This window comes from Stenotrophomonas sp. WHRI 8082, from assembly GCF_040223995.2.
Lineage (GTDB): Bacteria > Pseudomonadota > Gammaproteobacteria > Xanthomonadales > Xanthomonadaceae > Stenotrophomonas.
This window is the reverse complement of sequence record NZ_CP167826.1, coordinates 1,198,188-1,223,328: the sequence shown is the minus strand read 5'-3', so window position 1 is coordinate 1,223,328 and position 25,141 is coordinate 1,198,188. Positions and strand designations below refer to the sequence as shown.

Here is a 25,141-nt window from a genome sequence, read left to right as displayed (position 1 = left end):
TCGGCTGAATCCCGATGGCTGCCGATGGTCGGAACGCCGAAAGTGAGGTCGTCCACCAACCGAAGGACCGCACGAATGAAAACGGCAAACACCCCGAACCTTCTCTCAACGCTCATCACCTGCGTGCTGACGGCCGCAGCCACTGCTCCGGCGTATGCAGGGGACGTAGACCCGGCTGGTCTGATGGAGTCCGAAACCCATCAACAGTTCATCGTGCACCTGCGTGAAGGCAGCGCGCTGCTGGGCAGCGAACGCGCGATGCAGGCGGCGCTGGGTCGTACCGAATCCCGCCTGCGCACGGGTGGTGGGTCCATGCGCGTGCTGCGCCAGTTGGCCATCGGGCCCATGGTGGTGCGTGCCGAACGGGCAATGGATCGTGCCGAGGCCGGCGCCTGGATGGCAGCGATCGCGCGTGAGCCAGAAGTGGAGCACGTCGAGATTGATCGCATCATGACGGTGGCGCTGGACCCCAATGATGCTCGACTACGCGAACAGTGGGGCTTCTCCACCAGCAATGTGGGAATCAACGTGCGTCCAGCCTGGGATAAGGCCACCGGCACGGGACAGGTGGTCGCGATCATCGACACCGGACGCACCCGTCATCCGGAGCTGGATGCCAATACCCTCCCGGGATATGACTTCATGAGCAACAGTGGCATGGCCGGCGATGGCAACGGACGGGATAACAATCCCGATGACGCCGGCGACGGCAGCTGGATTCGGTCATCCAGCTGGCATGGTACCCATGTGGCGGGCACGGTCGCTGCCGCCACCAACAACGGACTGGGCGTTGCCGGAACGGCATTCAATGCCAAGCTAGTACATGTGCGTGTGCTGGGAAAAGGCGGCGGCTACGCTTCCGACATCGCCGATGGCATGGTGTGGGCCGCAGGCGGTGCCGTACAGGGCGCACCGGCGAATGCAAATCCCGCCAAAGTGCTGAATCTTTCGCTTGGCGCATCGGGACCATGCGGTCGCACGTACCAAGCGGCCGTGGACAGCGCGCGCAGCAAGGGGGCAACGCTGATTGTCGCAGCCGGAAACAGCAACAGGGACGTAGCGGGATTCAACCCGGCCAACTGCCGCGGCGTGGTGGCGGTGGCAGCCACGACATCACGTGGCGCGCGCTGGAGTTCTTCCAATTATGGCCAAGGAATCACCTTGGCGGCGCCCGGTGACAACATCCTCTCCACGCTGAATAGTGGCCGCAGCGGGCCGGGTCAACCGAGCTATGCGGCTTACAGCGGCACCTCGATGGCAGCGCCGCATGTCGCAGGGGTCGTCGCCTTGATGCAGTCGGCGGTCGGCGGGTCGCTCACCCCGGACGAGGTTGCCGATATTCTCAAGAAGACCACACGGCCACTGGCGTTCCCCTGCCGTGAAGGATGTGGGGCAGGAATCACCAACGCAGAAGCTGCAGTGGACAAGGCATTGGAGAAAGCCCGCCGATAAGGTGTCGCCGCGCCCAGCGCGCATTGATGGGGGAGGCAGTGCGGCCTCCCCTGCCGGAGCCAACCGGAGAGATCAGGCTGCCTCGAATCGGTTTTCGGCCACGTTCTTGCGCACGCTCTGCGGGTCCCAGATGCGGCCGTTCATCGCGATGTAGACGCCATGCGGCATGGACTGCACCGCACCGATCGCGCATCCGATGTTGAACTCTGCGTCCGACCCACGGAAGCGGGCCGGGCTCAGCGCGCCAGTCATCACGATGGTCTTGTCGGCGATGGTGGCCAGGACCTTGCCGGTCTGCACCATGGAATCGGTGCCGTGGGTGACCAGCACGTGCCGGGTAGGCTGCGCGGCGATGGTCGCGCGGATCAGCTCGCGGTCGTCGTCGCTGATGTGCAGCGAGTCCTTGCGCAGGATCGGGATGACATTGAAGCGGAACGTCACGCCCAGCTCGCGCAGGATCATGCCGATCTGCGGATCGCCGATCTGGTAATCCGACTTGTCATCGAAATAGATCTTGTCGATCGTGCCACCGGTGGTGACGATCAGGAGGTCTTCCATCATGGGTAGGTCTTCGGCGCCTGGAACGGCAGTGCGGGAACAGGAAACAGGATGATACCGGGCGCGAAGGGGCGCGTCAGGGACGACGCCGACTGAACCGGGCACGCAGCCCCGGCAGGCTGGCGGCGAAGATGACCAGCAGTGAAAGCAGGATCGCGACCAGCGCCAGCACCCGGATTTCGGGGTGGCTCCAGGCACTCATCACCCCATGGCTGAACCAGCCCAGGGCGAGTACGGACGACCAGAAGCCGGCCTTGCGCCACCCCAGGCGCAGGGCGATGGCCAATGCCAGCGGCGGGGCGGTGAACACCAATTGCGCCGCCAGCCAATGACGGTCGTTGATGAACCAGCTGGCATACAGGGCGGCAAGGCCCATCAGCGCCAGCAGCAGGACGATGCGGGCCATCGAGGCGCCCATCAGGCCAGCCGCCGCGCGATATCGGCGACACGGCGCCCGAGCGCCCTGGCCAGGATCGCTTCATCCTCGCTGGGCTGCGGATCATCATTGCTGCCGGCCACATGGCTTGCACCGTAGGGCGTGCCGCCGGACGTGGTGTGGCTGAGTGCCGCCTCGGTGAAGGGTATGCCGACGATCAGGCAGCCATGGTGCAGCAGCGGCAACTGCATCGACAGCAGGGTGGATTCCTGCCCCCCGTGCATCGATGCTGTGGACGTGAACACACCGGCCGGCTTGCCGGCCAACGTCCCGTTGACCCACTCCGCGCCCAGCGTATCCAGGAAGTACTTCACTGGGGCGGCCATGTTGCCGAAGCGGGTAGGGCTGCCGAGCAGCAGGCCGTCGCATTCGACGAGGTCAGCGATGCTCACATAAGGGGCGCCCTCTTCGGGCACCGGCGGGCGCGCGGTCTCGGTCACCGGTGCCACGGCCGGTACCGTGCGCAGCCGCGCGCTCATGCCGGCGACCTCGCCGATGCCCCGCGCTATCTGCCGCGCCAGCCGTGCCACCGAACCGCCTCGGCTGTAGTAGAGCACCAGGATCTCGCCCATCATCGACCCGCTTTTTCGTTCAGGAGACATCAGTATGGCTATCCTGCGCCCATCCTGCATCGGGTACCCTTGCGCCGATGGAACCCTTGAATACGCTCAACCTGTGGATGGAACGCGTTCGCGACCGTCCGCGTGCTGCAAGCTTCGGTCGCTTCCTGTGGCGTCGCTTCCTCGATGACCGCCTGTTCCAGGCCGCCGCTGCGCTGGCCTACACGACGGTGTTCGCGCTGGTGCCCTTGGCCATCGTCGTGTTCGGCGTGCTGTCGGCGTTCCCGGTCTTTGACCGCTGGAGCGATCAGCTCAGTGACTATGTGTTTTCCAACTTCGTGCCCAGCGCGGCGCGTGCGGCAGAGGGCTACCTGCGCCAATTCAGCGCCAGTGCCGGACAGCTGACCGCGGCCGGCTTCATCGCGTTGGTCATTTCACTGTTGATCACCCTCAACAGTGTGGAAGAAACCTTCAACCAGATCTGGCGGGTGGGCTCAACGCGGCCGAAGCTGACGCGGTTCCTCGTCTATTGGACCGTGCTGACCCTGGGCGCCATGCTGGCCGCCGCATCGCTGGCGGTCTCGGCGCGGGTGTTCGCACTGCCCCTGTTCGGCACGCAGGAGGGGCGTTGGCTGGCCGATCTCTCGCTGACCCTGGCCCCGGTGTTGATCGAATTCGTCTGTATCACGCTGGTCTACCGGGTCGTGCCGCACCACACGGTCAAATGGCGCCATGCCGTGCCCGGTGCGATCCTCGCGGCGGTGCTGCTGGAAATAGTGAAGTGGGGCATTGGCGCCTATCTCGGCAGTTTCCAGTCCTATCAGAAGCTGTATGGCACCGTGGCCTTCGTGCCCATCCTGTTGTTGTGGATCTACCTGTGCTGGGTCGCCGTGCTGCTGGGTGCGTCGCTGGCCTCGTCGATGGCCGCCTTCCGCTACCAGCCAGCCGAGATGCGCTTGCCGCAGGGTTACGAGTTCTATGCGTTGCTGCGCCTGTTGGGCCGCTTCCAGCAGGCGCGTTCGCACGGGCGCGGGTTGGCCGACGATGACATCCTGCAGCACGAGCCGATGATGACTGACTCGCTGCTGCACCAGCTGTTGTGCGACATGGAGCGCATCGAGCTGGTCACCCGCGCCGAGAACGGAAACTGGATGCTGGCCCGCGACCTTGATCAGTTGACCCTTTCTGATCTGTACGAATCCACCCAGCTGCGCATTCCCGTGTCCGAGCAGCTGCTGCCCTACCGCCAGGACAGCCTGGGCAAGGCGGCGATGGCCGCGTTGGACGAACTGCGACTGCCGCTGCGTGAGAAACTCAAGCGCCGCGTCAGCGACATCTATCCCCCCGGAGAGACCCGATGAAAGTAAACGTACTGGTCGTGGCCTGCGCCGCGCTGCTGCTGGGCGCTTGCAAGCCCGCCGCCGAGCCGGCATCCGATGCAGCGCCTGCCGCGTCTGCGCCGACCGCGCAGGAAACACCCGCGACGCCGCCCGATCCGGACGCGGTGCTGGGTGAAGGGGACGGGGCTGCGCCAGCCGAACGGGTCACCGCCGAGTTCCCCACGTTGAAGGTAAAGACCATCGACGGAGCGGACTACGACCTGGCCGCGCACCGCGGCAAGTGGGTGGTCGTCAACTTCTGGGCGACCTGGTGCGCGCCCTGCCGCAAGGAAATGCCGGAGCTGTCCGCGCTGCATGCGATGCGCAGCCAGATCGAGGTCGTGGGCCTGGCGTACGAAGAGATCGAGCCGGCCGATATGCAGGCCTTCCTGAAGACACGACCGGTGACCTATCCGATCGCCATTGTCGATCCGTACGCCCCGCCGGCCGATTTCGCCACGCCGCGTGGCCTGCCGCTGACCCACCTCATCGATCCGCAGGGCAAGCTGGCGCACTCCTTCGTGGGCCCGGTCACCGCCGCGGACATCGAAGCGCGCATCGCCGGCAAGTCCTGACGTCCGGGACGCCCGGGGTCAGGTCCCTTCACGTGGAAGGGCCCTGACCGCATCGCGGTTCAGACCACCGGCGGGATCGGCTTCAACTCGCCGTAGTGCTCGCGATGCAGTTTGCCGTGCAAGGCTGGCAGGTCGGGCAGGGCCTCATCGAGGTGGGTATCGGGCAGGCGGTCCAGCAGGTCGCGCACCAGGGTCAGCCGACCCGCGCGCTGGTCGTTGAAATCCACCAGTGTCCAGGGCGCGTGTGTGCGATGGGTGGCCTGCAGCATAGCCTCACGGGCTTGGGTATAAGCCTCGTACTTGTCGCGTGATTGCAGGTCCACCGGCGACAGTTTCCAGCCCTTCAGGGGATCGAGGTGACGCTCGGCGAAGCGCTCCTCCTGCTGTGTCTGGTCGACGGCCAGCCAGTACTTGAACAGTACGATGCCATCGTCCACCAGCAGTTGCTCGAACACCGGTGCCTGTTGCAGAAACTGCCGGTATTGCGCGTCGCTGCAGTAGCCCATCACGTGCTCGACGCCAGCGCGGTTGTACCAGCTGCGGTCCATCAGCACGATCTCGCCCGCCGCGGGCAGATGGCTGGTGTAGCGCTGGAAATACCACTGCGTGGCTTCGCGGTCGGTTGGCTTCGGCAAGGCAACGACCCGGCATTGGCGCGGGTTGAGATGTTCGCTGATCGCCTGGATGGCGCCGCCCTTGCCCGCAGTATCGCGGCCTTCGAACAGCACCAGGACGCGCTGCCCGGTCAACTGGACCCAGCGGGCCATCGTCGCCAGTTCCAGTTGCATCGGTTCCAGCAGGGCGTTGTACGCCTTGCGCTTGAGCTTGCCCATCGGCGGCTCCGCAGTAGAGGGAAACCGCATTCTGCGCGCGTGCCGGTTCAGGCCGCGTGCGGACCCTGCCAGCCGTGTTCGGTGGCGAGCCCGCGGATGAAGATCGCGAAGTCTGCAGCGAACCCGGCCATGTCGAACAGGCCGCTGGACGCACGGGCGGCCGCAAGTTCCGCGCGCACCGCAGCCAAGGCCGTGGGATCGTTGCCGAGGTGGCTTGCCACGCGGATGAAGGCATCATCGTCCGCCACGTTCATGCCGGGCAGTCCAAGGTGGTGGTTGAGGCTGCCGGCCACACGTGCGGCGAACGTATCGCCGGGGCAGGTCAGCACCGGGCAACCCGCCCACAGCGCATCGGAGGCGGTGGTGTGCGCGTTGTACGGGTGAGTGTCCAGGAACAGGTCGGCCAGTGCGAATCGGGCCAGGTACTGCGCGTGCGGCAGCTTGGGCATGAACACCAGGCGCGCCGGATCCAGTCCCTCCGCATGGGCTGCCGCACGCAGCCGCGCGTCGGCGTTGCCGGGCCCGGACAGCAGCCACAGCACGCTGTCCCGCACCGCATGCAGTATGCGGAAGGCACGCGCCATGCTGCGTGGATTGAGCTTGTAACTGTTGTTGAAACAGCAGAACACCACGCCGTCCGGCGGCAGGCCACACGCACTGCGCGAGGGCGGCGGCGCCAGCGCGCGGGTCGTGTCCGATGGCTGGAACGCCCGTGGCAGGCGCAGCACGCGCTCGCTGAAGTCGGCTTCCATCGTCGCTGGCAGCACGAATTCGTCGGCCAGCACCACGTCCATCCAAGGGGCGCCGGACGTGCCCGGGAACGCCAGCCAGTTCACCTGCAGGGGCGCAGGGCGCATCGCCAGCACTTCCGGCGTGCCGCCGCCGCCCCAGCCGCGCAGGTCGAACAGCATGTCGATGCCCGCTGCCCGGATGCGCGCGGCGATATCGGCATGGCGCATGCCCGCAACGTCGTGCAGTTCACTCGCCGTCGCCAGGCGACGACGGATCGGGCTGCCATCGTCGCGGTTGAGGGCGAACAGATGCACCTGCAGCGACGGATCGACGCGCAACTGCTCGAACAGCGCCACCGTCAGCAGGCCGGTCGGGTGCGCACCGAACCCATTGGACAGAAAGCCTACCTGCAACGGGCCCTGCCGCCTCGGCACAGCCGGCGCCATCGGTCGCACGGCAGCGCCGACATGCGCCGCGCGCAGGCGCGCGCAGGCCAACTGCTCGGTCGCGCTGGCGTCTTCGCTCAGGAAGGCAAAGGGTTCGACCGCGCCGTGCCCGCGCGCCACCGCCTCGCGCACCTGGCGCGACAACACGTCGAGGTCCTGCCAGTCACACAGGCGGCGCTGCCAGGCCAGCCGCTGCGCGGCGATGTACGGTTCGTCCGGTTGCAGGGCGTGGGCGCGGCGATACGCGGCGGCAGCGCCTTCGGCATCATCCGCATCTTCAAGGGCGTGGCCGAGCCACAGGGCAATACCGGGGTGCTGCGGCGCACGGGCCGACGCTTCGCCCAGCAGGCGCGCGGCATCGGCATGTGCGCCGGCCATCCACGCCACGCGTCCCAGCCGTGCCAGCGCTTCGGGATGACCCGGACGCAGCTGCAGGCCCTGCCGTGCAGCGCGCTCGCCTGCCGCCAGGTCGCCGGCTTCCAGCTCGGCATCGGCCAGCATCACCCAGGCGATGAAATCGGTCGGTTGGCGGCGCACCGCCTGCTGCAACTGCTGCCGCTGGCTGCCTGCCTGCATCGGTCAGACCGTCGCGGACAACTGGGCCAGCGCGTCGGCCTGGTGTTCCTGCGCCAGACGTTGCAGCAACGCATCCATGTCGCCGGTCATCACATTGGGCAGGTCATACAGGGTCAGCCCTTCGACCCGGTGGTCGGTGATGCGTCCCTGCGGGAAGTTGTAGGTACGGATGCGCTGGCTGCGGTCGCCGCTGCCCACCTGCAACCGACGCGATTCGGCCTGCGCGGCGTCCTGGCGCGATCGCTCGGCGTCGAGCAGCTGCGCCTTCAGGCGCTTCATCGCCTTGTCCCGGTTCGCGTGCTGGCTGCGCTCGGTCTGGCATTCCACCACCACGCCGGTTGGCATGTGGGTGATGCGGATGGCCGACTCGGTCTTGTTGACGTGCTGGCCGCCTGCGCCGGACGAGCGGTACGTATCTACCCGCAGGTCGGCAGGATTGATCTGCACCTCGTCAATCTCGTCGGCCTCGGGAATGATCGCGACGGTCGCCGCCGAGGTATGGATGCGGCCCTGCGATTCGGTCGCGGGCACGCGCTGCACGCGGTGGGTGCCCGACTCGAACTTCAAGCGCGAGAACGCGCCCCGGCCGACCACGCGCGCCACGACTTCCTTGTAGCCGCCGTGCTCGCCGGGACTGTCCGATTCCACCTCGACCTTCCAGCCTTGGCGCTCGGCGTAGCGTGCATACATGCGGAACAGATCACCGGCGAAGATCGCCGCTTCGTCGCCACCGGTGCCGGCACGCACTTCCAGGAACAGGTTGCCATCGTCGCGCACGTCGCGCGGCACGAGCAGCAGGGCCAGTTCCTGTTCCAGCTGCAGCAGGCGGGCCTGCGCGGCGTCGACTTCCTCATCCGCCAGCTCACGCAGATCCGGATCCGCGCGCATGGCCTCGGCCGTCGCGAGATCGGCCTTGGCGCGGTTCTCATCGGCCAAGGCCAGTGCGACCGGCTCCAGCTGGGAGAACTCGCGGGAAAGATCGCGGAAGCGCTTGTTGTCGGCGACCACCGCAGGATCGGACAGCAGGCGTTCGAGTTCTTCGCGGCGCTCGGCCAGCGCTTCCAGCTTACGGCGCAGGGTCGGCGTCATCAGGTCTCACAGTCGGGTGGTGGTATCCCGGCACGGCCGGGAACAGGCGCTCGGCAGCGCGGGTGAGTTCGGCATCACCGCTCAGCGCAGCAGCGCGCAGCGCCGCCGTAGGTGGATGCAGCAGGCGGTTGGTCAGGCCATGCGCCAACAATTCCAGCACTTCGTCGGCCGGCTTGCCGTGCGCCAGCTGCTGGCGTGCGCGCTCCAGCAACTCGGCGCGGGTGGCTTCGCCGAAGGCCCGCAGCTGCTTCAGCGGCGCGTGGTGGGCACCGGCCTGCTGGGTTTCGATGAAGCGGGCCACCTGCAGGTCGATGATCGCCTCGGCCTCCGCAGCGGCTTCACGACGGCCGCGGCGGTTGTCTTCCACCGCCCGCTCCAGATCGTCGACGGTGTACAGAAAGGCATCGTCCAGGGTGGCGACCGACGCTTCGATATCGCGCGGCACGGCCAGGTCGAACAACAGCATCGGCTTGTGCCGGCGCGCGCGCAGCGCAGCCGCCACGGTGGCGCGATGGATCACCGGCTCACGTGCGGCGGTGGCGGAGAACACGATGTCGGCCTCGGCCAGGTGCCGGTCCAGTTCGGCCAGCGGCAGCGCGACACCGCCGTGGCGGGTCGCCAGATCCTGCGCATGGGCCAGCGTGCGGTTGGCGATCAGCAGCCGCCGCACTTTGCCGTCACTGAGGTGGCGCGCCGCCAGTTCGATGGTTTCGCCGGCGCCGACCAGCAGCACGGTGGAGTCGTCCAGCCGGGCGAACGAGTTCTGTGCCAGGCGCACTGCCGCCGATGCCACAGACACCGGGTTGGCGCCCACCTGGGTATCGGTGCGCGCACGCTTGGCGACCGAGAAGGTCTGCTGGAACAGCCGGTCCAGGCGCTGGCCGAGCAGGCCATGCTCGCGCGCCACGGTCCACGCCTCTTTCACCTGGCCGAGGATCTGCGGCTCCCCCAGCACCATCGAGTCGAGCCCGGTGGCGACACGGAACAGATGGCGTACGGCCTCCGCGTCGGCGTGCTGGTACAGATAGCCCTGCAGATCGCCGGCCTGGTCGTGCAGCCACTGGTTCAGCGCGGTTTCCGATTCGGCGACGGCGTACAGTTCGGTGCGGTTGCAGGTGGACAGCAGCACCGCTTCGGCGATCTGCGGGGTGGCGCGGAGGGAAAGCAACGCGCGCGGCAGCGCCTCACCGGCGAAGGCTGCGCGTTCGCGCAGATCCACCGGTGCGGTCTGGTGATTCAGTCCGAGCACCCACAGGGTCATTGTTCAGTTGCTTGCGATAAGCTGCTGGCCATAGGCACACATTTTAAGGCCCCAATGCCATCGATGCCCGCATTGATTCGCATCTCCAGTGTTCTGCTGCTCAGCCTGATGGCTGGACCGACCCTGGCAGCCCCTTCCACCTCACGTGTGCTGGACCGGGCCGAGGCGGCCCAGGAGCCGTCGCTGGAGCCCGCACTGGTGGGCGAATTCGCCCTGCAGGCAGGCAAACTGAGTGATTCCGCCGCCCAGTACCTGCAGGCCGCGCAGGCCAGCGAGGGCGATGCCGGGTTGGCCGAGCGGGCCACGCGCATTGCCATGCTGGCCAACGACGACACACGCGCCGGACAGGCACTGGCCTTGTGGCAGCAGCGTGCGCCGACTTCCTTGACCATGCGCAGCGCTGCGGCGGCGTTGGCCATGCGGCAGAACCGGCCGGAGCAGGCGGTGACCGAACTCAAGGCGCTGCTGGCCACGCCGGGCGACGAAGGCTGGCGCCTGACACTGGCCGCGCTGGTTGGCGGTGGGCGCGAGCCGACCGTGCCGGCGCAGGTACTGGAAGCGCTGGTTGCCGCCGATGCGATCCCCAACCGGATCGAGGTCTGGCAGGAGTTCGGGCGGGTGGCCATGCGCATGGAAAAACCGGACCTGGCCCAACGCATGGTCGATCAGGTCGTGCGGCGCTTCCCCGATGATCCCCGCGTGGCGCTGCTGCGCGTCAGCCAGCTGCAGCAGGCCGGCAAGACCGCCGAAGCAATGAGTGTGCTGCAGGCGCTGGAACCGGCTGCCCGCGCCACCCCGGACCTGCGCAATGCGGTGGCCATCGCCTACGACGCGATGAATCAGCCGATGGCCGCCGAACGGGTGCTGTCCGCAGGGCCGCAGGACACGCAGACCTATGGCATGCGCGCCTCGCTGCTGGCCAAGCAGGAGGATGCCACCGCGCTTGCCGCGCTGTATGCCGAGCTGTCACGCGCGGCCAGCAAGCCGGATCCCGCGCAGCGTCTGCTGCTGGGCAAGATCGCCGAGTACCTCAAGCGTTACCAGGAAGCCGTTGACTGGTACCACAGCGTGCCGGGTGGCGACGAGTTGAGCGAGGCACGCCTGCGTGCCGCCAATGCGCAGGGGCTGCTGGGCAACCAGGCCAAGGCACTGGAAGAAGTGCGCGCGGTGCAGTCCGATGCCGTGCTCGCCGAAGAGGCCCGACGTGACGCGTACCTGCTGGAGGCCGAGCTGCGCCTGCGTGCGGGTGATGAGGCCGGTGAGCTGGACGCGCTGGGCCGCGGGCTGGCCGCCTACCCGGACGAAAACGCACTGTTGTATGCGCGCGCCCTGGCTTGGGAGCGTCGCGATGACATCCCGCGCGCCGAGGCCGACCTGCGCAAGGTGCTGGTCACCGAGCCGGAAAACGTGGCTGCCCTGAACGCACTGGGCTACACCCTCGCCGACCGCACCCACCGCTATCAGGAGGCGCTTGAACTGATCGACCGGGCGCGCGTCGCCGATCCGGACAATCCGGCCATCGTCGACAGTCATGGCTGGGTGCTGTATCGCCTGGGTCGCAACGAAGAGGCCGCCGTCCAGCTGCGCCGCGCCTACGCCTTGGCCAAGGACGCGGAAATTGCCGCACACCTGGGTGAAGTGCTGTGGGTGCTGGGTCGCCAGGACGAGGCAAGGCGTTACTTCGATGAAGCCGCCAAGCTGGACCCCGACAACCGCGCGCTGCAGCGCGCCCGCGAGAAGTTCAGCCCATGAAGCCTGCTTTTTTGCGTCCGCTGTTGCTGGCCGCGCTGCCGCTCGCGCTGGCAGCCTGCACCTCGGTGGGCAACCAGAAGACGCCTGTCCCGGATGTGGCCTACACCGTCCCGCCCGCTGCCGAGCGGGCCGAAGCCGCACGGGTGCAGGCGCTGCGCGCGCAGCCGGACTGGACCTTCCAGGGCCGTGTAGCGGTCAGCAAGGGCAAGAACGGCGGCAGCGGGCGGATCGACTGGTCGCAGCAGGGTGCGGACTACCAGGTGCAGCTCAGCGCGCCGGTGACCCGCCAGAGCTGGCGGCTGCAGGGCAATACGCTGCAGGGCGGTGGGCGGCTCGAGGGGCTCGATGGCGGTCCCCGTGAAGGAGCTGACGCCGCGCAGGTAGTGCAGGACGCTACCGGCTGGGAGATTCCGGTCAACCAGTTGCCGGACTGGACGCGTGGCCTGGTACTGCAGGGCACCGATGAAAACGGGCTGCAGCGCGATGCCGAGGGTCGTCCGCGCCGGCTGCAGCAGGCGGGGTGGGTCGTGGAGTATCTCGACTGGCACGCAGGCGAAGGCGATCAGCAGGTGCTGCCACGCCGGATCGAGGCCACCAATGGGGATGCCAAAGTCAAACTGGTGATCGATCAGTGGGGCACGCCGGGACCATGATGGCGCACCATGTTGACGCGGCTGGCTGGTCCTGGTGGCCCGCGCCGGCGAAGCTGAATCTGTTCCTGAACATCGTCGGCCGTCGTCCTGATGGCTACCACGCGCTGCAGACGGTGTTCCGCCTGCTGGACTGGGGTGACCGGATCGGCATACGGCTGCGGGACGACGGGGTCATCCGGCGTGAAGGCGACTCGCTGCCCGGCGTAGCCGAGGCGGATGACCTCGCGGTACGTGCGGCCATGCTGCTTCAAAAGGAAACGAACAGCGCCCAAGGTGCGGACATCGTCGTTGAAAAGTCGATACCGGCGGGTGGTGGTTTCGGCGGCGGGTCATCTGATGCCGCCACGGTGTTGAAGGTGCTCAACGTTCTATGGCGTACCGGCCTGGATGACGATGCGCTGGCCGCTCTGGGGCTGCGTCTTGGCGCAGATGTTCCGGTATTCGTGCGCGGCCACACAGCATGGGCCGAAGGAATCGGCGAGCTCCTGCGGCCGCTGGACCTTGCTCCTGCGTGGTATGTGATCGTTGATCCGGGCGTGCACGTGCCGACGCCGGCACTTTTCGCTGATCCGGATTTGACGCGGGACAGCGCAATAGCGAAAATAGAGGACTTCGTTTCCGGATCCCTGTCCGGCAATGCGTTTGAACCGGTGCTGCGCCGCCGTGAGCCTGCCGTAGAGGCCGCGCTTGCTGCGTTGAGCGACATTGGTCTGGCGCGTCTTACAGGGTCGGGGGGCGGGTGCTTCGTCGAGTTTCCATCGCAGCCTGCTGCGATGGCTGCAAAGACGGAGCTGCCTGAGGAGTTGCGGGCGTGGGTGGTGGAAGGGGTAGCCCGTTCACCGCTGCTGGATGCACTCGAGCGTAACTGATTCATTTGATGCAGGGGCGTCGCCAAGAGGCCCAAGGCACCAGGTTTTGATCCTGGCATTCGGAGGTTCGAATCCTCCCGCCCCTGCCACTTGCGGCTGTGTCCGCGCCAACCAGCGCATGCGTCTGCGCGGGACGTGGAAACCGTCGCGGTGATATCAGCTGCAGGGGCCTCCGGGTGCCTGCAGTCACCCGATCTCCGTCACTCGCCCCCGCTCGAGACAATCATGATGCAAGCGTCGCCCAACCTGCTGGTCTTCTCCGGCAACGCCAACAAACCCCTCGCGCAGAGCATCTGCAAGGAGCTGGGGGTACGTCCCGGCAAGGCACTGGTCTCGCATTTCTCCGACGGTGAAGTCCAGGTCGAGATCGAGGAAAACGTCCGCAAGCAGGACGTGTTCGTGATCCAGCCGACCAGCGCGCCCAGTGCTGAGAACCTGATGGAGCTGCTGGTGCTGATCGACGCGCTGAAGCGTGCATCGGTGGCCAGCGTCACCGCCGTGGTGCCGTATTTCGGTTACTCGCGGCAGGATCGCCGCATGCGCTCGTCGCGCGTGCCGATCACCGCCAAGCTGGCGGCAAAGATGTTCAGTACGGCCGGTGCGGATCGTGTGTTGACCGTGGATCTCCACGCCGACCAGATCCAGGGTTTCTTCGACATCCCGGTGGACAATGTGTATGCCTCGCCGCTGCTGCTCGCCGATATCTGGCGCGCGTACGGCACCGAGAACCTTATCGTGGTGTCTCCGGACGTGGGCGGTGTGGTGCGCGCGCGCGCCGTGGCCAAGCGCCTGGATGATGCCGACCTGGCGATCATCGACAAGCGCCGGCCGCGTGCCAACGTGTCCACCGTGATGAACATCATCGGTGACGTCGAAGGCAAGACCTGCGTGATGGTCGATGACATCGTCGATACCGCCGGCACGTTGTGCGCCGCTGCCGCTGCCCTGAAGGCGCGCGGTGCGCTCAAGGTCGCCGCGTACTGCACCCACGCGGTGCTGTCCGGCCCGGCGGTCGACAACATCAACAACTCCCAGCTCGATGAGCTGGTGGTGACCGACACCATTCCGCTGAAGGACGCCGCGCGGGTGTGCAGCAAGATCCGCCAGCTGAGCGTGGCGGAAATGCTGGCCGAAACGATGCGTCGCATCGCCTTCGGTGAGTCGGTCAGCTCGTTGTACGTGGACTGATTTTTTTTGTCCCTGCCGGCGACGGCGGGGACCTCCAAGGGTACTTCTGGTCGCGGAAGTACCTTCATCCGCCCCGCCACCCGGCAGGGCATCCAACAGGTAGTAGAAAATGTCGAAGACCCATGAAATCAAGGTCACCAAGCGTGAACTGCAGCGCAAGGGTGCGAGCCGCCGCCTGCGTCACGCTGGCGTGATCCCGGCGATCGTGTACGGGGGCAGCGCCGATCCGGTCGCCATCAGCCTTGACCACAACGAAATCTGGCTGGCCCAGTACAACGATTGGTTCTACTCGTCCATCCTGGACCTGAACCTCGATGGCAAGGTCGAGCGCGTGCTGCTGCGTGACATGCAGCGCCATCCCTTCAAGCAGCTGATCCTGCATCTCGATTTCCTGCGCGTGAACGAGAATGAAGTGCTGACCGCTGCCGTGCCGCTGCACTTCATCAACGAAGACACCTCGCCGGCTGGCAAGGCGTCGGACATCGTGGTCACCCACGAAGTGAAGGAAGTGACCGTCAGCTGCCTGCCGAAGGACCTGCCGGAGTCGATCGAAGTCGACCTGGGCGCCCTGGAAGCCGGTGGCGTGATCCACCTGTCCGACCTCAAGCTGCCGAAGGGCGTTGAGCTGCCGGCGCTGGCGCTGGGCAAGGATCACGACGATGCCGTGGTCACCGCCAAGCACGGCAAGGAAGACGCTGCCGACGCCGCCGAAGAAGCACCGGCTGCCGAGTAATGCCTTCGCGGCGCCTGTCCCTGCGGGGGCGGGCGCCGTACCTGCCGGTGCGTGAGGCACGGGCAGCATCTGGAAGAAACAATGGCAGGATTGCGACTGATCGTTGGTCTCGGCAACCCCGGACCAGAGCACGCCCGGACCCGGCACAATGCTGGGTTTCATTTTGTTGAGGCCCTTGCGGAAAAAGCAGGTGCGCGCTGGAGCGTGGACAGCAAGCTGTTCGGCGAGACCGCCAAGGTGGATATAGCGGGCCAGCCGGTCTGGCTGCTGAAGCCGGCCACCTTCATGAACCTCAGTGGCAAATCGGTGACCGCAGCGCAGCGGTTCTGGAAAATCGAGCCGGAAGAAACCCTGTTGGCGCACGACGAGCTGGACCTGCCGCCGGGTGCGGCACGGCTGAAGTTCGACGGCGGCCACGGCGGGCAGAACGGCCTGCGCGATACCATCCGCCTGCTCGGCCACGGCCAGTTCCACCGGCTGCGTGTGGGTATTGGCCATCCAGGCCACAAGGATCGGGTCGTGCCGTGGGTGCTGGGACGGGCGTCGAAGGATGACGACATCCTGATCGCGCGTGCCATCGACGATGCGATCGATGTGCTGCCGCTGGCGGTGCAGGGCGATTTCAGCGAAGCGATGAAGCGTCTGCACACCCCGAAGTAATCCGCGGACCCTCGCGGCAGCGGTAGGTAGCGCCGGGCCATGCTCGGCAGATGTTGGTAGCGCCGAGCCATGCTCGGCGGCCGTACGAAGAGAATGATTAGCCAAACAGCGCGTGCGCTCTTTCGCCAATCACTTTCACCCCAAAGGTTGTCGAACATGGGTATCAAATGCGGAATCGTCGGCCTGCCCAATGTGGGCAAGTCGACGCTGTTCAATGCGCTCACCAAGGCAGGTATCGCCGCGGCCAATTTCCCGTTCTGCACGATCGAGCCGAACGTGGGCATCGTGCCGGTGCCGGATCCGCGCTTGAACGAACTGGCGGCCATCATCAACCCGCAGAAGGTCATCCCGACCGCGGTCGAGTTTGTCGACATCGCCGGCCTGGTTGCCGGTGCGGCCAGTGGCGAAGGCCTGGGCAACAAGTTCCTGGCGCATATCCGCGAAGTGGATGCGATCACCCACGTGGTGCGCTGCTTCGAAAACGCTGACGTGATCCACGTCAACAACAAGGTGGATCCGCTTTCGGATATCGACACCATCGATACCGAGCTGGCTCTCGCCGATCTGGACAGCGTTGAAAAGGCGCTGAACCGGGCCGAGCGTTCGGCCAAGGGCGGCGACAAGGAAGCGGCGGCACGCAAGCCGGTGCTGGCCAAGCTGCAGGCGGCGCTGGCCGACGGCAAGGCCGGCCGTGCGGCGGGCCTGGACGAGGAAGAGAAGGCGCTGGTGCGCGATCTGTTCCTGCTGACCCTCAAGCCGGTGATGTACATCGCGAACGTGCTTGAAGACGGGTTCGAGAACAACCCGCACCTGGATGCCGTGCGCGCGCGCGCGGCCGAAGAGGGTGCGAAGGTGGTGCCGGTGTCGGCGGCCATCGAAGAAGAACTGTCGCAGCTCGACGATGACGATCGCGATACCTTCCTGGCCGACCTGGGCCTGAGCGAGCCGGGCCTGAATCGCGTGATCAACGCGGCCTACCAGCTGCTCGGCCTGCAGACCTACTTCACCGCAGGCGTCAAGGAAGTGCGTGCCTGGACCGTACGCAAGGGCGCGACCGCGCCGCAGGCGGCCGCCGTGATCCATACCGACTTCGAGAAGGGCTTCATCCGCGCTGAAACCATCGCCTATGACGACTTCATCAAGTACAAGGGTGAAGCGGGTTCGAAGGAAGCCGGTCGTCTGCGTCTGGAAGGCAAGGAATACCGTGTGCAGGAAGGCGACATCCTGCATTTCCGCTTCAACGTCTGATCGCGAGCGTTGACGACCGAGGGTCGTCACCGCATCGAACCTGCAACGCCCCGTCCTGCGGGGCGTTGCTGTATCTGGACAAAAAATCACCATGCCCGGAGATGCCTGCGGTGACAGGCTTACGGTGAGTTGTCCACACGTAACCCCCATCGCTTTCCACGCGGCATGTGGAAAACCGCAGCGTGCAGCCCATCATCAGTGGCGAAAAAACAGCCAGTGCTGGAAACGCTTGCCACGCCGCGCTCACACCTACTTGTCCACATCTAACCCCCACGGGTTTCCCGCGTGGGTGTGGAGAACATGCGGGCTGTCAGAATCCATACCGGATGCCGATCAGTGCCCCGTACTGGCGGAAGTTCGATGCGCCGCGCGCGACGTCGAGTTCGCCCCATGCGGCTACCCGTTCGCTCAGCTGCGCCTGCACGCCGGCACGCACCTGGTACACCGTGCGTGGATTGCCGCCGGACACCCTCGCATCGTCGAAGCGCATTGCGTTGCCTGCGCCGTGACGCGTGATCCAGTCGACGGTGAGGAACGGCTGCACCCCTGCGCTGGCATCAGGCAGCGGACGGCCATGCAGGCGCAGGCCGACCCGCGTCTGCAGGCCGCCGGCGTCGGCGACACTGACCCGGGTGCCGTTCTGCTCGATGTGCATGCCGCCGGTCATGGCCCAGCTGTTCCACGTCACCTGCACCTGCGGCTGCAGATAAAGCGCGTGCGCGCCGGACTGGAACACCGCCAGGCTTTGGCCCACTTCCACTGACGCGCTGGTACTGCGGGCGCGGTAATGCTCGCGTGCCAGTGCCTCGCCCTGCACACTGCCGCGGAAGTCAGCGTGTTGCAGCCAGCTGTCGATGTAGCGCGCTTCCTGCAGCCAGCTGGCATACACGCCCACGCTTCGGCCATCGATCCGTCCGTCCGCGCTGTAGCTGGTGCGCGTGGACATCACCTGCTGATCGACACGCCCGCTGCCGGCCATCACCCCGGCCACGCCGTGGCTGCCGTGGCCCCAGCGCAGCAGGTCCGCACCTGCCTGCACCACGTGCTGCTGGCGTCGACCCTGCAACTGATCGGTGACGTCCATGCGCGCGTTTTCGCTGGGCATGCGCAACCACGCCGTGATGCCGTCCTGCGCTGCGGGTAGCGAGGGGTCGCCGCTGCGCTGGTGCAGGGTCATGTCGAACAGATGCAGCGCCGCCGCCTGGTTGGCCAACCAGGCGCCCACCTCCGGCCGCTGTACGAGCGGGGAGACCGTCGGCGGAATCACCGGCGGCGTGATCGGTGTCACGGGCGGGTCGATCACCGGCGGCGTGATCGGTGGCGTCACCGGCGTACATCCCGGCGCAGCAGGATCCTGCTCGCAGGGATTCACCGGGTCCGACGGCAGCTGCGAGCGCAGGTACCAGTCGCCGTCGCCCGGTGCGGCGGCGCTGCCCTGGTGCAGGAAGTACTCGTACGCACCAGCCACCGCGCGTCCTTCCAGTGCGAAGGCTGCGCCCGATGTGCCGTCCACCTGCACCACGCGCAGGCCCTCAACCGTCGCCGCGCCGCCGCCGCCGGCATTCTCCACCTGCAGGCGGGTACTGCCGCTGCTGTCGCCTTCGATGTGCAGAAGATTGCTGGGGGCATCGTCACCTTCCAGCCGCGTGTTGAGCACGAGCAGTCCGCCGTGCCCCGCGTAGTCGCCATGCACGGTCAGCTGCGCAAACGGCTGCGCGGCGGGCGCGATGAAGGCGATCGTGCCCGCATGGTCCAGCGTCTCCACGGCCGAGTCTCCCGTGACGGTCCAGTGGCTGCCCGCCGCTACGTGCATCGAGCGCGCATGCAGTCCATCGACCTCGCGCAAGGCGCCGCGCCACAGGCTTGCACCGGCCAGGCTGATATCCACGGCGGCCGTGGGGCTTTCCACGGTGATATCACCGCTCAGGACGCTGTCGAGGGCCGCGACCTGCACCGTGCCTGCCGCGATGCGTGAGCCATCGTTGAACACGGTGTCGCCGACATGCAGCAGCGCGCCCGCCGGGGCCGCTTCATTCACCTGCATGCCGTGCAGTTGCAGCTCGTGATTTCCGCCCTGCAGCCAGAAGGCGGTGCCGGCCGGTGTGCGCAACATGCCGTCCTGCAGCAGGGCGCGATTCCAGTAGTCGCCGTCGGCCGTCAGGTACGAGCGCCAGCCGATGGACTGCGCGCCACGCAGGTCGATGTGCAGGCCTTTCGCCAGGTCCAGGGTGGCGGTGTTCACCTGCACCACGCCGGAAACCCGCAGCCCATCGCTGTCGATGCGCACGTCCTGCAGGGATGCGCGCGTGGCGCCGCCGCCAACGAACACCCCGGTGGCGTCGTTGCCCAGCAGCTCGATGCGGCTGCCGCTGGCCTGCAGGCGCGTACGGGTGCTGCCGGTGGAGCCGGTCGCGCGCAGTCCCTGGCCGCGATCACCGTGGACGTTGATCACGTCGTCAATCAGCAGCGCGTTGCCGCCGAACAGCTCCACGGCGTACCGGCCCTCGCCGAAGACGTCGAGCTGGCTGCCACGCAACTGCAGGTCGGAACTGTCGCTGGAGAGCCAGATGGCCGCGCTGCCCGTGCCCGGGGCGCTGCGGATGCGGGTGCCTTCGGCCAGCAGGCGGCCGCCACTGTTGATGTTGAAGCCGATATCTCCGCTGGAGTCGTACAGGCCACCCACCATGTGCAACGTCGCGTAGTCGCCGGTCGCCGCATTTCCCAGCAGGCGCGCGCTGCCGATGGTGCCGGTAAGGGTGACGTTGTCGGCCTCGACCTGCGCGCCGCTGGCTACGTCCAGAAAGCCGTTGAGGTAGTCCACGTTCCGCAGCAGCACCTGGGCACCCGTCGTCGCACGTAGCCCGCCGATGCGCGGATTGCTGTCGCTGGCGTCGAACCGGCTGTCGACCAGCGTCAGCACGGCGTTGTCGTGCGCTTCCAGGCGTCCGCCACCGTGCAGCTGCAGGTCACTGCCGTCGATCCGGCTGCCGGTACCGGTGGCCAGCAGCGCAGCGGCGGTGCTGCCGGGGGAGAGTTCCAGGATGCTGCGGCCCAGGCTGGCGCGGCCGCCGGCGCTGGCCTGCACGGCTTGCGCGGTGGTCGCGGCGTCGCCCAGCGCGATGGTGGAATCGACCACGCTGACCTCGCTGCCCGTACCGCGCACGCTCAACGCCGTACCGGCGCGGTCCTGCACGATACGGTCGTCTTCGAAGTGCCGTGCCTGTCCGCCATCCACGGTGATCGGGCCGCTGTAGTCCGCCGCAGCGGCGGGCAGCGCGGCGGCCATCGCCAGGTTGAGCAGGGTAGGGCAGAGAGGGCGGCGCGCACGCGCCGGGGTGGGAAGATTCATGGGGTCTCGCTTGCGGGGTGGCGCAGGGGTGGGGTGCGGCGGCGCGTGATCGGCCGCAGCGCCCGACGCTAGGGCAGCGTTCCGGTGGGCTCCATCGACTCCGGCTGAAAAGCGCGGCGCTTGCCAAGCGAGCCGCACGCGCGCAGCGTGGTCGTTTACCGACCTGTGGGAGATGCCTGGATGACGTTGCGCCTGTGCTGTGCCGCTGTGCTGTTGTCGCTGAGCCTTGCTGCCGTTGCGGCCGCCGCCACGCCCGGCGAACCGGGGGTTGCGCCGGCTGTGATGGGCGACTCGTTGCTGGTGATCCACGGCGGGGCCGGGGTGCAGCGCAAGGATCTGTCCGCAGCAGAAGAGCGTGCCGCCCGCCAGGCGCTGACGGCCGCCTTGCGCGCGGGGCATGCCGAGCTCGCTGCCGGACGCCCGGCACTGGCCGCGGTCACCCGCGCCATCACCGTGCTCGAGGACGACCCCACCTTCAATGCGGGGCGTGGCGCGGTCTTTACCCATGACGGCCGCAACGAGCTGGATGCATCGTTGATGGACGGCGCGACCCAGCGTGCCGGTGCCGTAGCCGGCGTGCAGCGGGTGCGCAATCCGATCCTGCTGGCGCAGGCGGTGATGGAGCACTCTGCGCACGTGATGATGGTAGGTCAGGGCGCTGAAGCCTTTGCTGCCGAGCAGGGTGTCACGCTGGTCGATCCGTCGTACTTCCGCACGGACAAGCGCTGGCAGCAGCTGCAGCGGGCCTTGCAGGAAGAGCGAGCGGGCACGGCGCATGCCGATCTGGAGACCGCCCGGCATTTCGGCACGGTCGGCGCGCTCGCGCTGGATGCGCAGGGCAGGCTGGCGGCAGGCACGTCGACGGGCGGTATGACCAACAAGCGCTACGGGCGCGTGGGCGATTCGCCGGTCATCGGTGCTGGCACCTGGGCCGATGCGCGCTGTGCGGTATCCAGCACCGGCTGGGGTGAGTTCTACCTGCGCACCGCGGCAGCGCATGAAATCTGCGCACGCGTGCGTCTGTCTGGCACCCCGGCCGCCCAGGCCGGGCGCGAGGTCATCAATGAAATGATCCCTGCCATGGGCGGTGACGGGGGCGCCATCGTCCTGACCGCAGACGGGCAGATCGGGCTGCCCTTCAACACCCAGGGCATGTATCGGGGCTGGATAGGCGCCGACGGTGTGCCGCATGTTGCGATCTTCGCCGACGAGCCACTCGAGGTCCCCGGCCGATAACCTTGCGTATCAACGGGTTTGCGACAGCATGTGAAAAAAAAGAAAAAACGTGTTGACAGACCTGCGGCGGATCAGCAGAATTGCGGGCTCACCACCACACACCGCAACGCTTCGGCGCCACGGCATGGGGTGGTAAGGAGGGATACCCAAGCGGCCAACGGGGGCAGACTGTAAATCTGCTGGCTTACGCCTTCGGTGGTTCGAATCCACCTCCCTCCACCAGTTTCACGTAGTTTCACGTTGTGGCAATTCCCGGTGCGGGAGTAGTTCAATGGTAGAACTTCAGCCTTCCAAGCTGATTGTGCGGGTTCGATTCCCGTCTCCCGCTCCATTGAATGTTTAGAACTTTGAAGATATTTCGGTTCATGCCATAATGCAAAACTCGCTCACGTAGCTCAGTCGGTAGAGCACTTCCTTGGTAAGGAAGAGGTCGAAGGTTCGATTCCTTTCGTGAGCACCATCTTAAGCATCACCCCAAGACGAATTCGAGATAAGCAGCCATGGCCAAGGGTAAGTTCGAGCGCACCAAGCCGCACGTCAACGTCGGCACCATCGGTCACGTCGACCACGGCAAGACCACGCTGACCGCCGCACTGACCAAGATCGGTGCCGAGCGCTTCGGTGGCGAGTTCAAGGATTATTCCTCGATCGACGCCGCGCCGGAAGAAAAGGCACGTGGCATCACGATTTCGACTGCACACGTCGAATATGAATCCCCGAACCGTCACTACGCCCACGTCGATTGCCCGGGCCATGCTGACTACGTCAAGAACATGATCACCGGTGCAGCGCAGATGGACGGCGCGATCCTGGTCTGTTCCGCTGCTGACGGCCCGATGCCGCAGACCCGTGAGCACATCCTGCTGTCGCGTCAGGTCGGCGTGCCGTACATCGTCGTCTTCCTGAACAAGGCAGACATGGTCGATGACGCCGAGCTGCTTGAGCTGGTGGAAATGGAAGTGCGCGAGCTGCTGAGCAAGTACGACTTCCCGGGCGACGACACCCCGATCATCGCCGGTTCGGCGCGTCTGGCGCTGGAAGGCGATCAGAGCGACATCGGTGTGCCGGCTGTCATCAAGCTGGTCGAGGCGCTGGACAGCTGGATCCCGATGCCGGAGCGCGCTGTCGACAAGCCGTTCCTGATGCCGGTGGAAGACGTGTTCTCGATCTCGGGCCGCGGCACCGTGGTGACCGGTCGTATCGAGCGTGGCGTGATCAAGGTCGGCGAAGAAATCGAAATCGTCGGTATCCGCGACACCGTCAAGACCACCGTGACCGGCGTGGAAATGTTCCGCAAGCTGCTCGACCAGGGTCAGGCAGGCGACAACGCCGGTCTGCTGCTGCGCGGCACCAAGCGTGACGACGTCGAGCGTGGCCAGGTCCTCTGCAAGCCGGGTTCGATCAAGCCGCACACCGAGTTCGAAGGCGAAGTGTACGTGCTGTCGAAGGATGAGGGTGGCCGTCATACCCCGTTCTTCAACGGCTACCGCCCGCAGTTCTACTTCCGTACCACTGACATCACCGGTGCTGCCAAGCTGCCGGAAGGTGTCGAGATGGTGATGCCGGGCGACAACGTGAAGATGGTTGTCACCCTGATCAACCCGGTGGCAATGGACGAAGGCCTGCGTTTCGCGATCCGCGAAGGCGGCCGTACCGTCGGCGCCGGCGTGGTGTCGAAGATCGTCAAGTAATCCCGCAGTTCCGGCAGTTTGTGCAAGACTGCCGGTCGCGCGATTGGCGGGCCGGGAACCTCGGTCCGCCTTCGCCGTCTAAGGCAAGGCAAAGTTTACCTACGTACGCCAGTAGCTCAATTGGCAGAGCAGCGGTCTCCAAAACCGCAGGTTGGGGGTTCGAGTCCCTCCTGGCGTGCCATCTGCCTTCCTAACCAGCGGTCCGCCGCTAAAGCAGCCCGAGCCGGATGAACAGCAAGATCGAACACTCCAAGGATACGTCCACCTCTGGTGGAGACCTCGTCAAGTACGTCGCCGCATCGTTGCTGGTGCTGGCAGGACTGTTCGTCTGGTTCTGGTTCTCTGCAGACTCCGGTCGCGCCGCCCAGCTGGGTGCGTGGGCTGGCCAGATCCGCGCGCTTGCCGTGATTGTCGGCCTGGCGGGCGGTATTGCCGTTTTCATGCTGACCGGAAAGGGTCGCGATACCCGCGACTTCCTGTCCGAGTCACGCTTCGAGCTGCGCAAGGTGGTCTGGCCGACGCGCCAGGAAGCCATCCGGATGACCTGGGTCGTTATCGTGGTTGTGATCATCCTCAGCCTGCTGCTGGGTGGATTCGACTTCGTCATTCAGAAACTGACCCAGTGGTTCCTGGGCCGGTAAGGAGTAACCCATGAAGCGCTGGTACGTTGTTCACGCCTATTCAGGCTTCGAGAAGTCGGTTGCGCAGGCCCTGCGCGATCGCATCGTCCGTGACGCCAAGGAAGAGCTGTTTGGTGATGTGCTGGTTCCGACCGAAGAAGTGGTCGAAATGCGCGCAGGCCAGAAGCGTCGTTCCGAGCGCAAGTTCTTCCCCGGCTACGTGCTGGTGCAGATCGAGACCCACGAAGAAGGCGGCATCCCGCGCATCGATAGCGAAAGCTGGCATCTGGTGAAGGATACGTCCCGCGTGCTGGGCTTCATCGGTGGCACCGCGGATCGCCCGCTGCCGATCGCCGATTCCGAAGCCGAAGCCATCCTGAACCGCGTTCAGGACGGTATCGAGAAGCCGCGTCCGAAGGTGCTGTTCGAGCCGGGCCAGATGGTCCGCGTCACCGACGGGCCGTTCAACGACTTCAACGGTGTGGTGGAAGAAGTCAACTACGAGAAGAGCCGCCTGCGCGTCTCGGTGTTGATTTTCGGTCGCGCCACCCCGGTGGAGCTCGAGTTCGGCCAGGTCGAAAAAGCCAACGGCTGATCCACGGCGCCGGGCGAAGCCCGGCGGTCAGGATCCCTGGTGTGGACGTTACGTCAAAGCACTGGTATAGTGCCCGGCTTCCTGCCAGGAACCTGGCAAAAGTGAAGGCCGCCGCAAGGTGGCCTTCGGCATGTATTCAAAAACGCGATGCCGGGACGCGAGATTCCCGGTCCGATGGGGAGCCTGTAGTCGTAAGGCGCTAGCACCCGGAGAGCATAGTCATGGCAAAGAAAGTTGTCGGTTACATCAAGCTGCAGGTGAAGGCCGGTCAGGCCAATCCCTCGCCGCCGGTCGGTCCTGCGCTGGGTCAGCGTGGTCTGAACATCATGGAATTCTGCAAGGCCTTCAATGCCGCCACGCAGAAGCTCGAGCCGGGTCTGCCGGTTCCGGTGATCATCACGGCCTATTCGGACCGTACGTTCACCTTCATCACCAAGAGCACCCCGGCGACCACCCTGCTGAAGAAGGCTGCTGGCATCTCGTCGGGCTCCAAGCGCCCGAACACCGAGAAGGTCGGCAAGGTCACCCGCAAGCAGCTGGAAGAGATCGCCAAGGCGAAGGAACCGGATCTGACTGCCGCCGATCTGGACGCCGCCGTGCGTACGATCGCCGGTTCTGCGCGTTCGATCGGCATCGTGGTGGAGGGTTAA

23 protein-coding genes and 5 tRNA genes are annotated in these 25,141 nt (G+C 66.2%); 20 read left to right on the top strand and 8 right to left on the bottom strand.

All coding sequences use genetic code 11. From position 1 onward, the window contains the following. The first annotated feature begins 183 nt into the window (after positions 1-183). Positions 184-1,452, top strand: coding sequence for a S8 family peptidase (locus tag ABRP17_RS05475; protein WP_349985753.1), 1,269 nt, complete (start codon positions 184-186; stop codon positions 1,450-1,452). Positions 1,453-1,524: 72 nt separating this feature from the next. On the opposite strand, the gene ABRP17_RS05470 is transcribed toward ABRP17_RS05475, so the two are convergent. The 3 genes from ABRP17_RS05470 to wrbA form a co-directional block, all read right to left on the bottom strand. After that, the gene (locus ABRP17_RS05470) at positions 1,525-2,010 is read right to left on the bottom strand and encodes an asparaginase domain-containing protein (RefSeq protein ID WP_349985766.1); all 486 of its coding nucleotides are present in this window, start codon (positions 2,008-2,010) and stop codon (positions 1,525-1,527) included. Between the two features lie 76 nt (positions 2,011-2,086). Then, positions 2,087-2,416, bottom strand: a complete 330-nt coding sequence (locus ABRP17_RS05465; RefSeq protein WP_372486906.1) for a DUF2069 domain-containing protein — start codon at positions 2,414-2,416, stop codon at positions 2,087-2,089. Between the two features lie 11 nt (positions 2,417-2,427). After that, positions 2,428-3,018 carry an NAD(P)H:quinone oxidoreductase gene (gene wrbA / locus ABRP17_RS05460; protein WP_188327359.1) on the bottom strand — a complete coding sequence of 197 codons (591 nt, stop codon included), beginning with the start codon at positions 3,016-3,018 and terminating at the stop codon, positions 2,428-2,430. Between the two features lie 77 nt (positions 3,019-3,095). Between wrbA and ABRP17_RS05455 the strand changes: the two genes are divergently transcribed. Together ABRP17_RS05455 and ABRP17_RS05450 are read left to right on the top strand one after the other, a co-directional pair. Beyond that, positions 3,096-4,367: a YihY family inner membrane protein gene (locus ABRP17_RS05455; RefSeq protein WP_188324979.1), complete on the top strand. Its 1,272-nt coding sequence runs from the start codon at positions 3,096-3,098 to the stop codon at positions 4,365-4,367. Then, a complete protein-coding gene (locus ABRP17_RS05450; RefSeq protein WP_349985754.1) occupies positions 4,364-4,960 on the top strand; it encodes a TlpA disulfide reductase family protein in 597 nt (198 codons plus the stop codon). Before ABRP17_RS05455 ends, ABRP17_RS05450 begins: the two co-directional genes overlap by 4 nt. Before the next feature lie 59 nt (positions 4,961-5,019). On the opposite strand, the gene ppk2 is transcribed toward ABRP17_RS05450, so the two are convergent. Genes ppk2 through hemA form a run of 4 tightly spaced genes read right to left on the bottom strand, consistent with a single transcriptional unit; the run spans position 5,020 to position 9,897 of the window. Further along, the gene (ppk2, locus tag ABRP17_RS05445; RefSeq protein ID WP_349985755.1) at positions 5,020-5,793 is read right to left on the bottom strand and encodes a polyphosphate kinase 2; all 774 of its coding nucleotides are present in this window, start codon (positions 5,791-5,793) and stop codon (positions 5,020-5,022) included. 47 nt (positions 5,794-5,840) lie between these two features. After that, entirely contained in the window at positions 5,841-7,547 is a 1,707-nt protein-coding gene (locus ABRP17_RS05440) for a tetratricopeptide repeat protein (protein ID WP_349985756.1), read from the bottom strand. Positions 7,548-7,550: 3 nt separating this feature from the next. After that, the gene (gene prfA, locus ABRP17_RS05435) at positions 7,551-8,636 is read right to left on the bottom strand and encodes a peptide chain release factor 1 (RefSeq protein ID WP_349985757.1); all 1,086 of its coding nucleotides are present in this window, start codon (positions 8,634-8,636) and stop codon (positions 7,551-7,553) included. Continuing rightward, positions 8,614-9,897: a glutamyl-tRNA reductase gene (gene hemA / locus ABRP17_RS05430; protein ID WP_192080869.1), complete on the bottom strand. Its 1,284-nt coding sequence runs from the start codon at positions 9,895-9,897 to the stop codon at positions 8,614-8,616. The genes prfA and hemA overlap by 23 nt, the downstream gene beginning before the upstream one ends. Before the next feature lie 63 nt (positions 9,898-9,960). Between hemA and ABRP17_RS05425 the strand changes: the two genes are divergently transcribed. The 8 genes from ABRP17_RS05425 (at position 9,961) to ychF (ending at position 17,000) form a co-directional block, all read left to right on the top strand. After that, on the top strand, positions 9,961-11,649 hold the full coding sequence (locus tag ABRP17_RS05425; protein WP_349985758.1) for a tetratricopeptide repeat protein: 1,689 nt from the start codon (positions 9,961-9,963) through the stop codon (positions 11,647-11,649). Continuing rightward, positions 11,646-12,302 (top strand): lipoprotein insertase outer membrane protein LolB, encoded by a 657-nt coding sequence (gene lolB, locus ABRP17_RS05420; protein ID WP_349985759.1) that lies wholly within the window; start codon positions 11,646-11,648, stop codon positions 12,300-12,302. The genes ABRP17_RS05425 and lolB overlap by 4 nt, the downstream gene beginning before the upstream one ends. After that, the gene (gene ispE, locus ABRP17_RS05415) at positions 12,299-13,171 is read left to right on the top strand and encodes a 4-(cytidine 5'-diphospho)-2-C-methyl-D-erythritol kinase (RefSeq protein ID WP_349985760.1); all 873 of its coding nucleotides are present in this window, start codon (positions 12,299-12,301) and stop codon (positions 13,169-13,171) included. The genes lolB and ispE overlap by 4 nt, the downstream gene beginning before the upstream one ends. 12 nt (positions 13,172-13,183) lie before the next feature. Then, positions 13,184-13,260, top strand: a tRNA-Gln gene (locus ABRP17_RS05410). 139 nt (positions 13,261-13,399) lie between these two features. After that, the gene (locus tag ABRP17_RS05405) at positions 13,400-14,359 is read left to right on the top strand and encodes a ribose-phosphate diphosphokinase (protein ID WP_188327358.1); all 960 of its coding nucleotides are present in this window, start codon (positions 13,400-13,402) and stop codon (positions 14,357-14,359) included. A 109-nt stretch (positions 14,360-14,468) separates the two neighbouring features. Continuing rightward, a complete protein-coding gene (locus ABRP17_RS05400; protein ID WP_192080872.1) occupies positions 14,469-15,092 on the top strand; it encodes a 50S ribosomal protein L25/general stress protein Ctc in 624 nt (207 codons plus the stop codon). 81 nt (positions 15,093-15,173) lie between these two features. Then, positions 15,174-15,752, top strand: coding sequence for an aminoacyl-tRNA hydrolase (gene pth / locus ABRP17_RS05395; protein ID WP_188324969.1), 579 nt, complete (start codon positions 15,174-15,176; stop codon positions 15,750-15,752). Positions 15,753-15,908: 156 nt separating this feature from the next. Then, positions 15,909-17,000: a redox-regulated ATPase YchF gene (ychF, locus tag ABRP17_RS05390; RefSeq protein WP_192080873.1), complete on the top strand. Its 1,092-nt coding sequence runs from the start codon at positions 15,909-15,911 to the stop codon at positions 16,998-17,000. 310 nt (positions 17,001-17,310) lie between these two features. On the opposite strand, the gene ABRP17_RS05385 is transcribed toward ychF, so the two are convergent. Further along, positions 17,311-20,349 (bottom strand): autotransporter outer membrane beta-barrel domain-containing protein, encoded by a 3,039-nt coding sequence (locus ABRP17_RS05385; RefSeq protein WP_349985761.1) that lies wholly within the window; start codon positions 20,347-20,349, stop codon positions 17,311-17,313. Between the two features lie 180 nt (positions 20,350-20,529). Here ABRP17_RS05385 and ABRP17_RS05380 point away from each other — a divergent pair, with 180 nt between their 5' ends. The 9 genes from ABRP17_RS05380 to rplK all read left to right on the top strand — a co-directional run bounded on the left by ABRP17_RS05380 (position 20,530) and on the right by rplK (position 25,141). After that, positions 20,530-21,585, top strand: a complete 1,056-nt coding sequence (locus ABRP17_RS05380; RefSeq protein ID WP_349985762.1) for an isoaspartyl peptidase/L-asparaginase — start codon at positions 20,530-20,532, stop codon at positions 21,583-21,585. Positions 21,586-21,721: 136 nt separating this feature from the next. Further along, a tRNA-Tyr gene (locus ABRP17_RS05375) sits at positions 21,722-21,807 on the top strand. A gap of 35 nt (positions 21,808-21,842) precedes the next feature. Further along, positions 21,843-21,916 (top strand) — tRNA-Gly (locus tag ABRP17_RS05370). Between the two features lie 53 nt (positions 21,917-21,969). Further along, positions 21,970-22,045, top strand: a tRNA-Thr gene (locus tag ABRP17_RS05365). A 40-nt stretch (positions 22,046-22,085) separates the two neighbouring features. Next, on the top strand, positions 22,086-23,276 hold the full coding sequence (tuf, locus tag ABRP17_RS05360; protein ID WP_188324965.1) for an elongation factor Tu: 1,191 nt from the start codon (positions 22,086-22,088) through the stop codon (positions 23,274-23,276). A gap of 105 nt (positions 23,277-23,381) precedes the next feature. Next, positions 23,382-23,457, top strand: a tRNA-Trp gene (locus tag ABRP17_RS05355). Positions 23,458-23,503: 46 nt separating this feature from the next. Continuing rightward, the gene (gene secE / locus ABRP17_RS05350; RefSeq protein ID WP_188324964.1) at positions 23,504-23,917 is read left to right on the top strand and encodes a preprotein translocase subunit SecE; all 414 of its coding nucleotides are present in this window, start codon (positions 23,504-23,506) and stop codon (positions 23,915-23,917) included. A 10-nt stretch (positions 23,918-23,927) separates the two neighbouring features. Continuing rightward, positions 23,928-24,491 (top strand): transcription termination/antitermination protein NusG, encoded by a 564-nt coding sequence (gene nusG / locus ABRP17_RS05345; protein ID WP_188324963.1) that lies wholly within the window; start codon positions 23,928-23,930, stop codon positions 24,489-24,491. 221 nt (positions 24,492-24,712) lie between these two features. Then, positions 24,713-25,141 carry a 50S ribosomal protein L11 gene (gene rplK, locus ABRP17_RS05340; RefSeq protein WP_042615322.1) on the top strand — a complete coding sequence of 143 codons (429 nt, stop codon included), beginning with the start codon at positions 24,713-24,715 and terminating at the stop codon, positions 25,139-25,141.

Coding starts and splice junctions, on each gene's coding strand:
- ABRP17_RS05475 (WP_349985753.1), top strand. CDS start 184: ATGGAGTCCGAAACCCATCAACAGTTCATCGTGCACCTGCGTGAAGGC.
- ABRP17_RS05470 (WP_349985766.1), bottom strand. CDS start 2,010: ATGGAAGACCTCCTGATCGTCACCACCGGTGGCACGATCGACAAGATC.
- ABRP17_RS05465 (WP_372486906.1), bottom strand. CDS start 2,416: ATGGCCCGCATCGTCCTGCTGCTGGCGCTGATGGGCCTTGCCGCCCTG.
- wrbA (WP_188327359.1), bottom strand. CDS start 3,018: ATGGGCGAGATCCTGGTGCTCTACTACAGCCGAGGCGGTTCGGTGGCA.
- ABRP17_RS05455 (WP_188324979.1), top strand. CDS start 3,096: ATGGAACCCTTGAATACGCTCAACCTGTGGATGGAACGCGTTCGCGAC.
- ABRP17_RS05450 (WP_349985754.1), top strand. CDS start 4,364: ATGAAAGTAAACGTACTGGTCGTGGCCTGCGCCGCGCTGCTGCTGGGC.
- ppk2 (WP_349985755.1), bottom strand. CDS start 5,793: ATGGGCAAGCTCAAGCGCAAGGCGTACAACGCCCTGCTGGAACCGATG.
- ABRP17_RS05440 (WP_349985756.1), bottom strand. CDS start 7,547: ATGCAGGCAGGCAGCCAGCGGCAGCAGTTGCAGCAGGCGGTGCGCCGC.
- prfA (WP_349985757.1), bottom strand. CDS start 8,636: ATGACGCCGACCCTGCGCCGTAAGCTGGAAGCGCTGGCCGAGCGCCGC.
- hemA (WP_192080869.1), bottom strand. CDS start 9,897: ATGACCCTGTGGGTGCTCGGACTGAATCACCAGACCGCACCGGTGGAT.
- ABRP17_RS05425 (WP_349985758.1), top strand. CDS start 9,961: ATGCCCGCATTGATTCGCATCTCCAGTGTTCTGCTGCTCAGCCTGATG.
- lolB (WP_349985759.1), top strand. CDS start 11,646: ATGAAGCCTGCTTTTTTGCGTCCGCTGTTGCTGGCCGCGCTGCCGCTC.
- ispE (WP_349985760.1), top strand. CDS start 12,299: ATGATGGCGCACCATGTTGACGCGGCTGGCTGGTCCTGGTGGCCCGCG.
- ABRP17_RS05405 (WP_188327358.1), top strand. CDS start 13,400: ATGCAAGCGTCGCCCAACCTGCTGGTCTTCTCCGGCAACGCCAACAAA.
- ABRP17_RS05400 (WP_192080872.1), top strand. CDS start 14,469: ATGTCGAAGACCCATGAAATCAAGGTCACCAAGCGTGAACTGCAGCGC.
- pth (WP_188324969.1), top strand. CDS start 15,174: ATGGCAGGATTGCGACTGATCGTTGGTCTCGGCAACCCCGGACCAGAG.
- ychF (WP_192080873.1), top strand. CDS start 15,909: ATGGGTATCAAATGCGGAATCGTCGGCCTGCCCAATGTGGGCAAGTCG.
- ABRP17_RS05385 (WP_349985761.1), bottom strand. CDS start 20,349: ATGAATCTTCCCACCCCGGCGCGTGCGCGCCGCCCTCTCTGCCCTACC.
- ABRP17_RS05380 (WP_349985762.1), top strand. CDS start 20,530: ATGACGTTGCGCCTGTGCTGTGCCGCTGTGCTGTTGTCGCTGAGCCTT.
- tuf (WP_188324965.1), top strand. CDS start 22,086: ATGGCCAAGGGTAAGTTCGAGCGCACCAAGCCGCACGTCAACGTCGGC.
- secE (WP_188324964.1), top strand. CDS start 23,504: ATGAACAGCAAGATCGAACACTCCAAGGATACGTCCACCTCTGGTGGA.
- nusG (WP_188324963.1), top strand. CDS start 23,928: ATGAAGCGCTGGTACGTTGTTCACGCCTATTCAGGCTTCGAGAAGTCG.
- rplK (WP_042615322.1), top strand. CDS start 24,713: ATGGCAAAGAAAGTTGTCGGTTACATCAAGCTGCAGGTGAAGGCCGGT.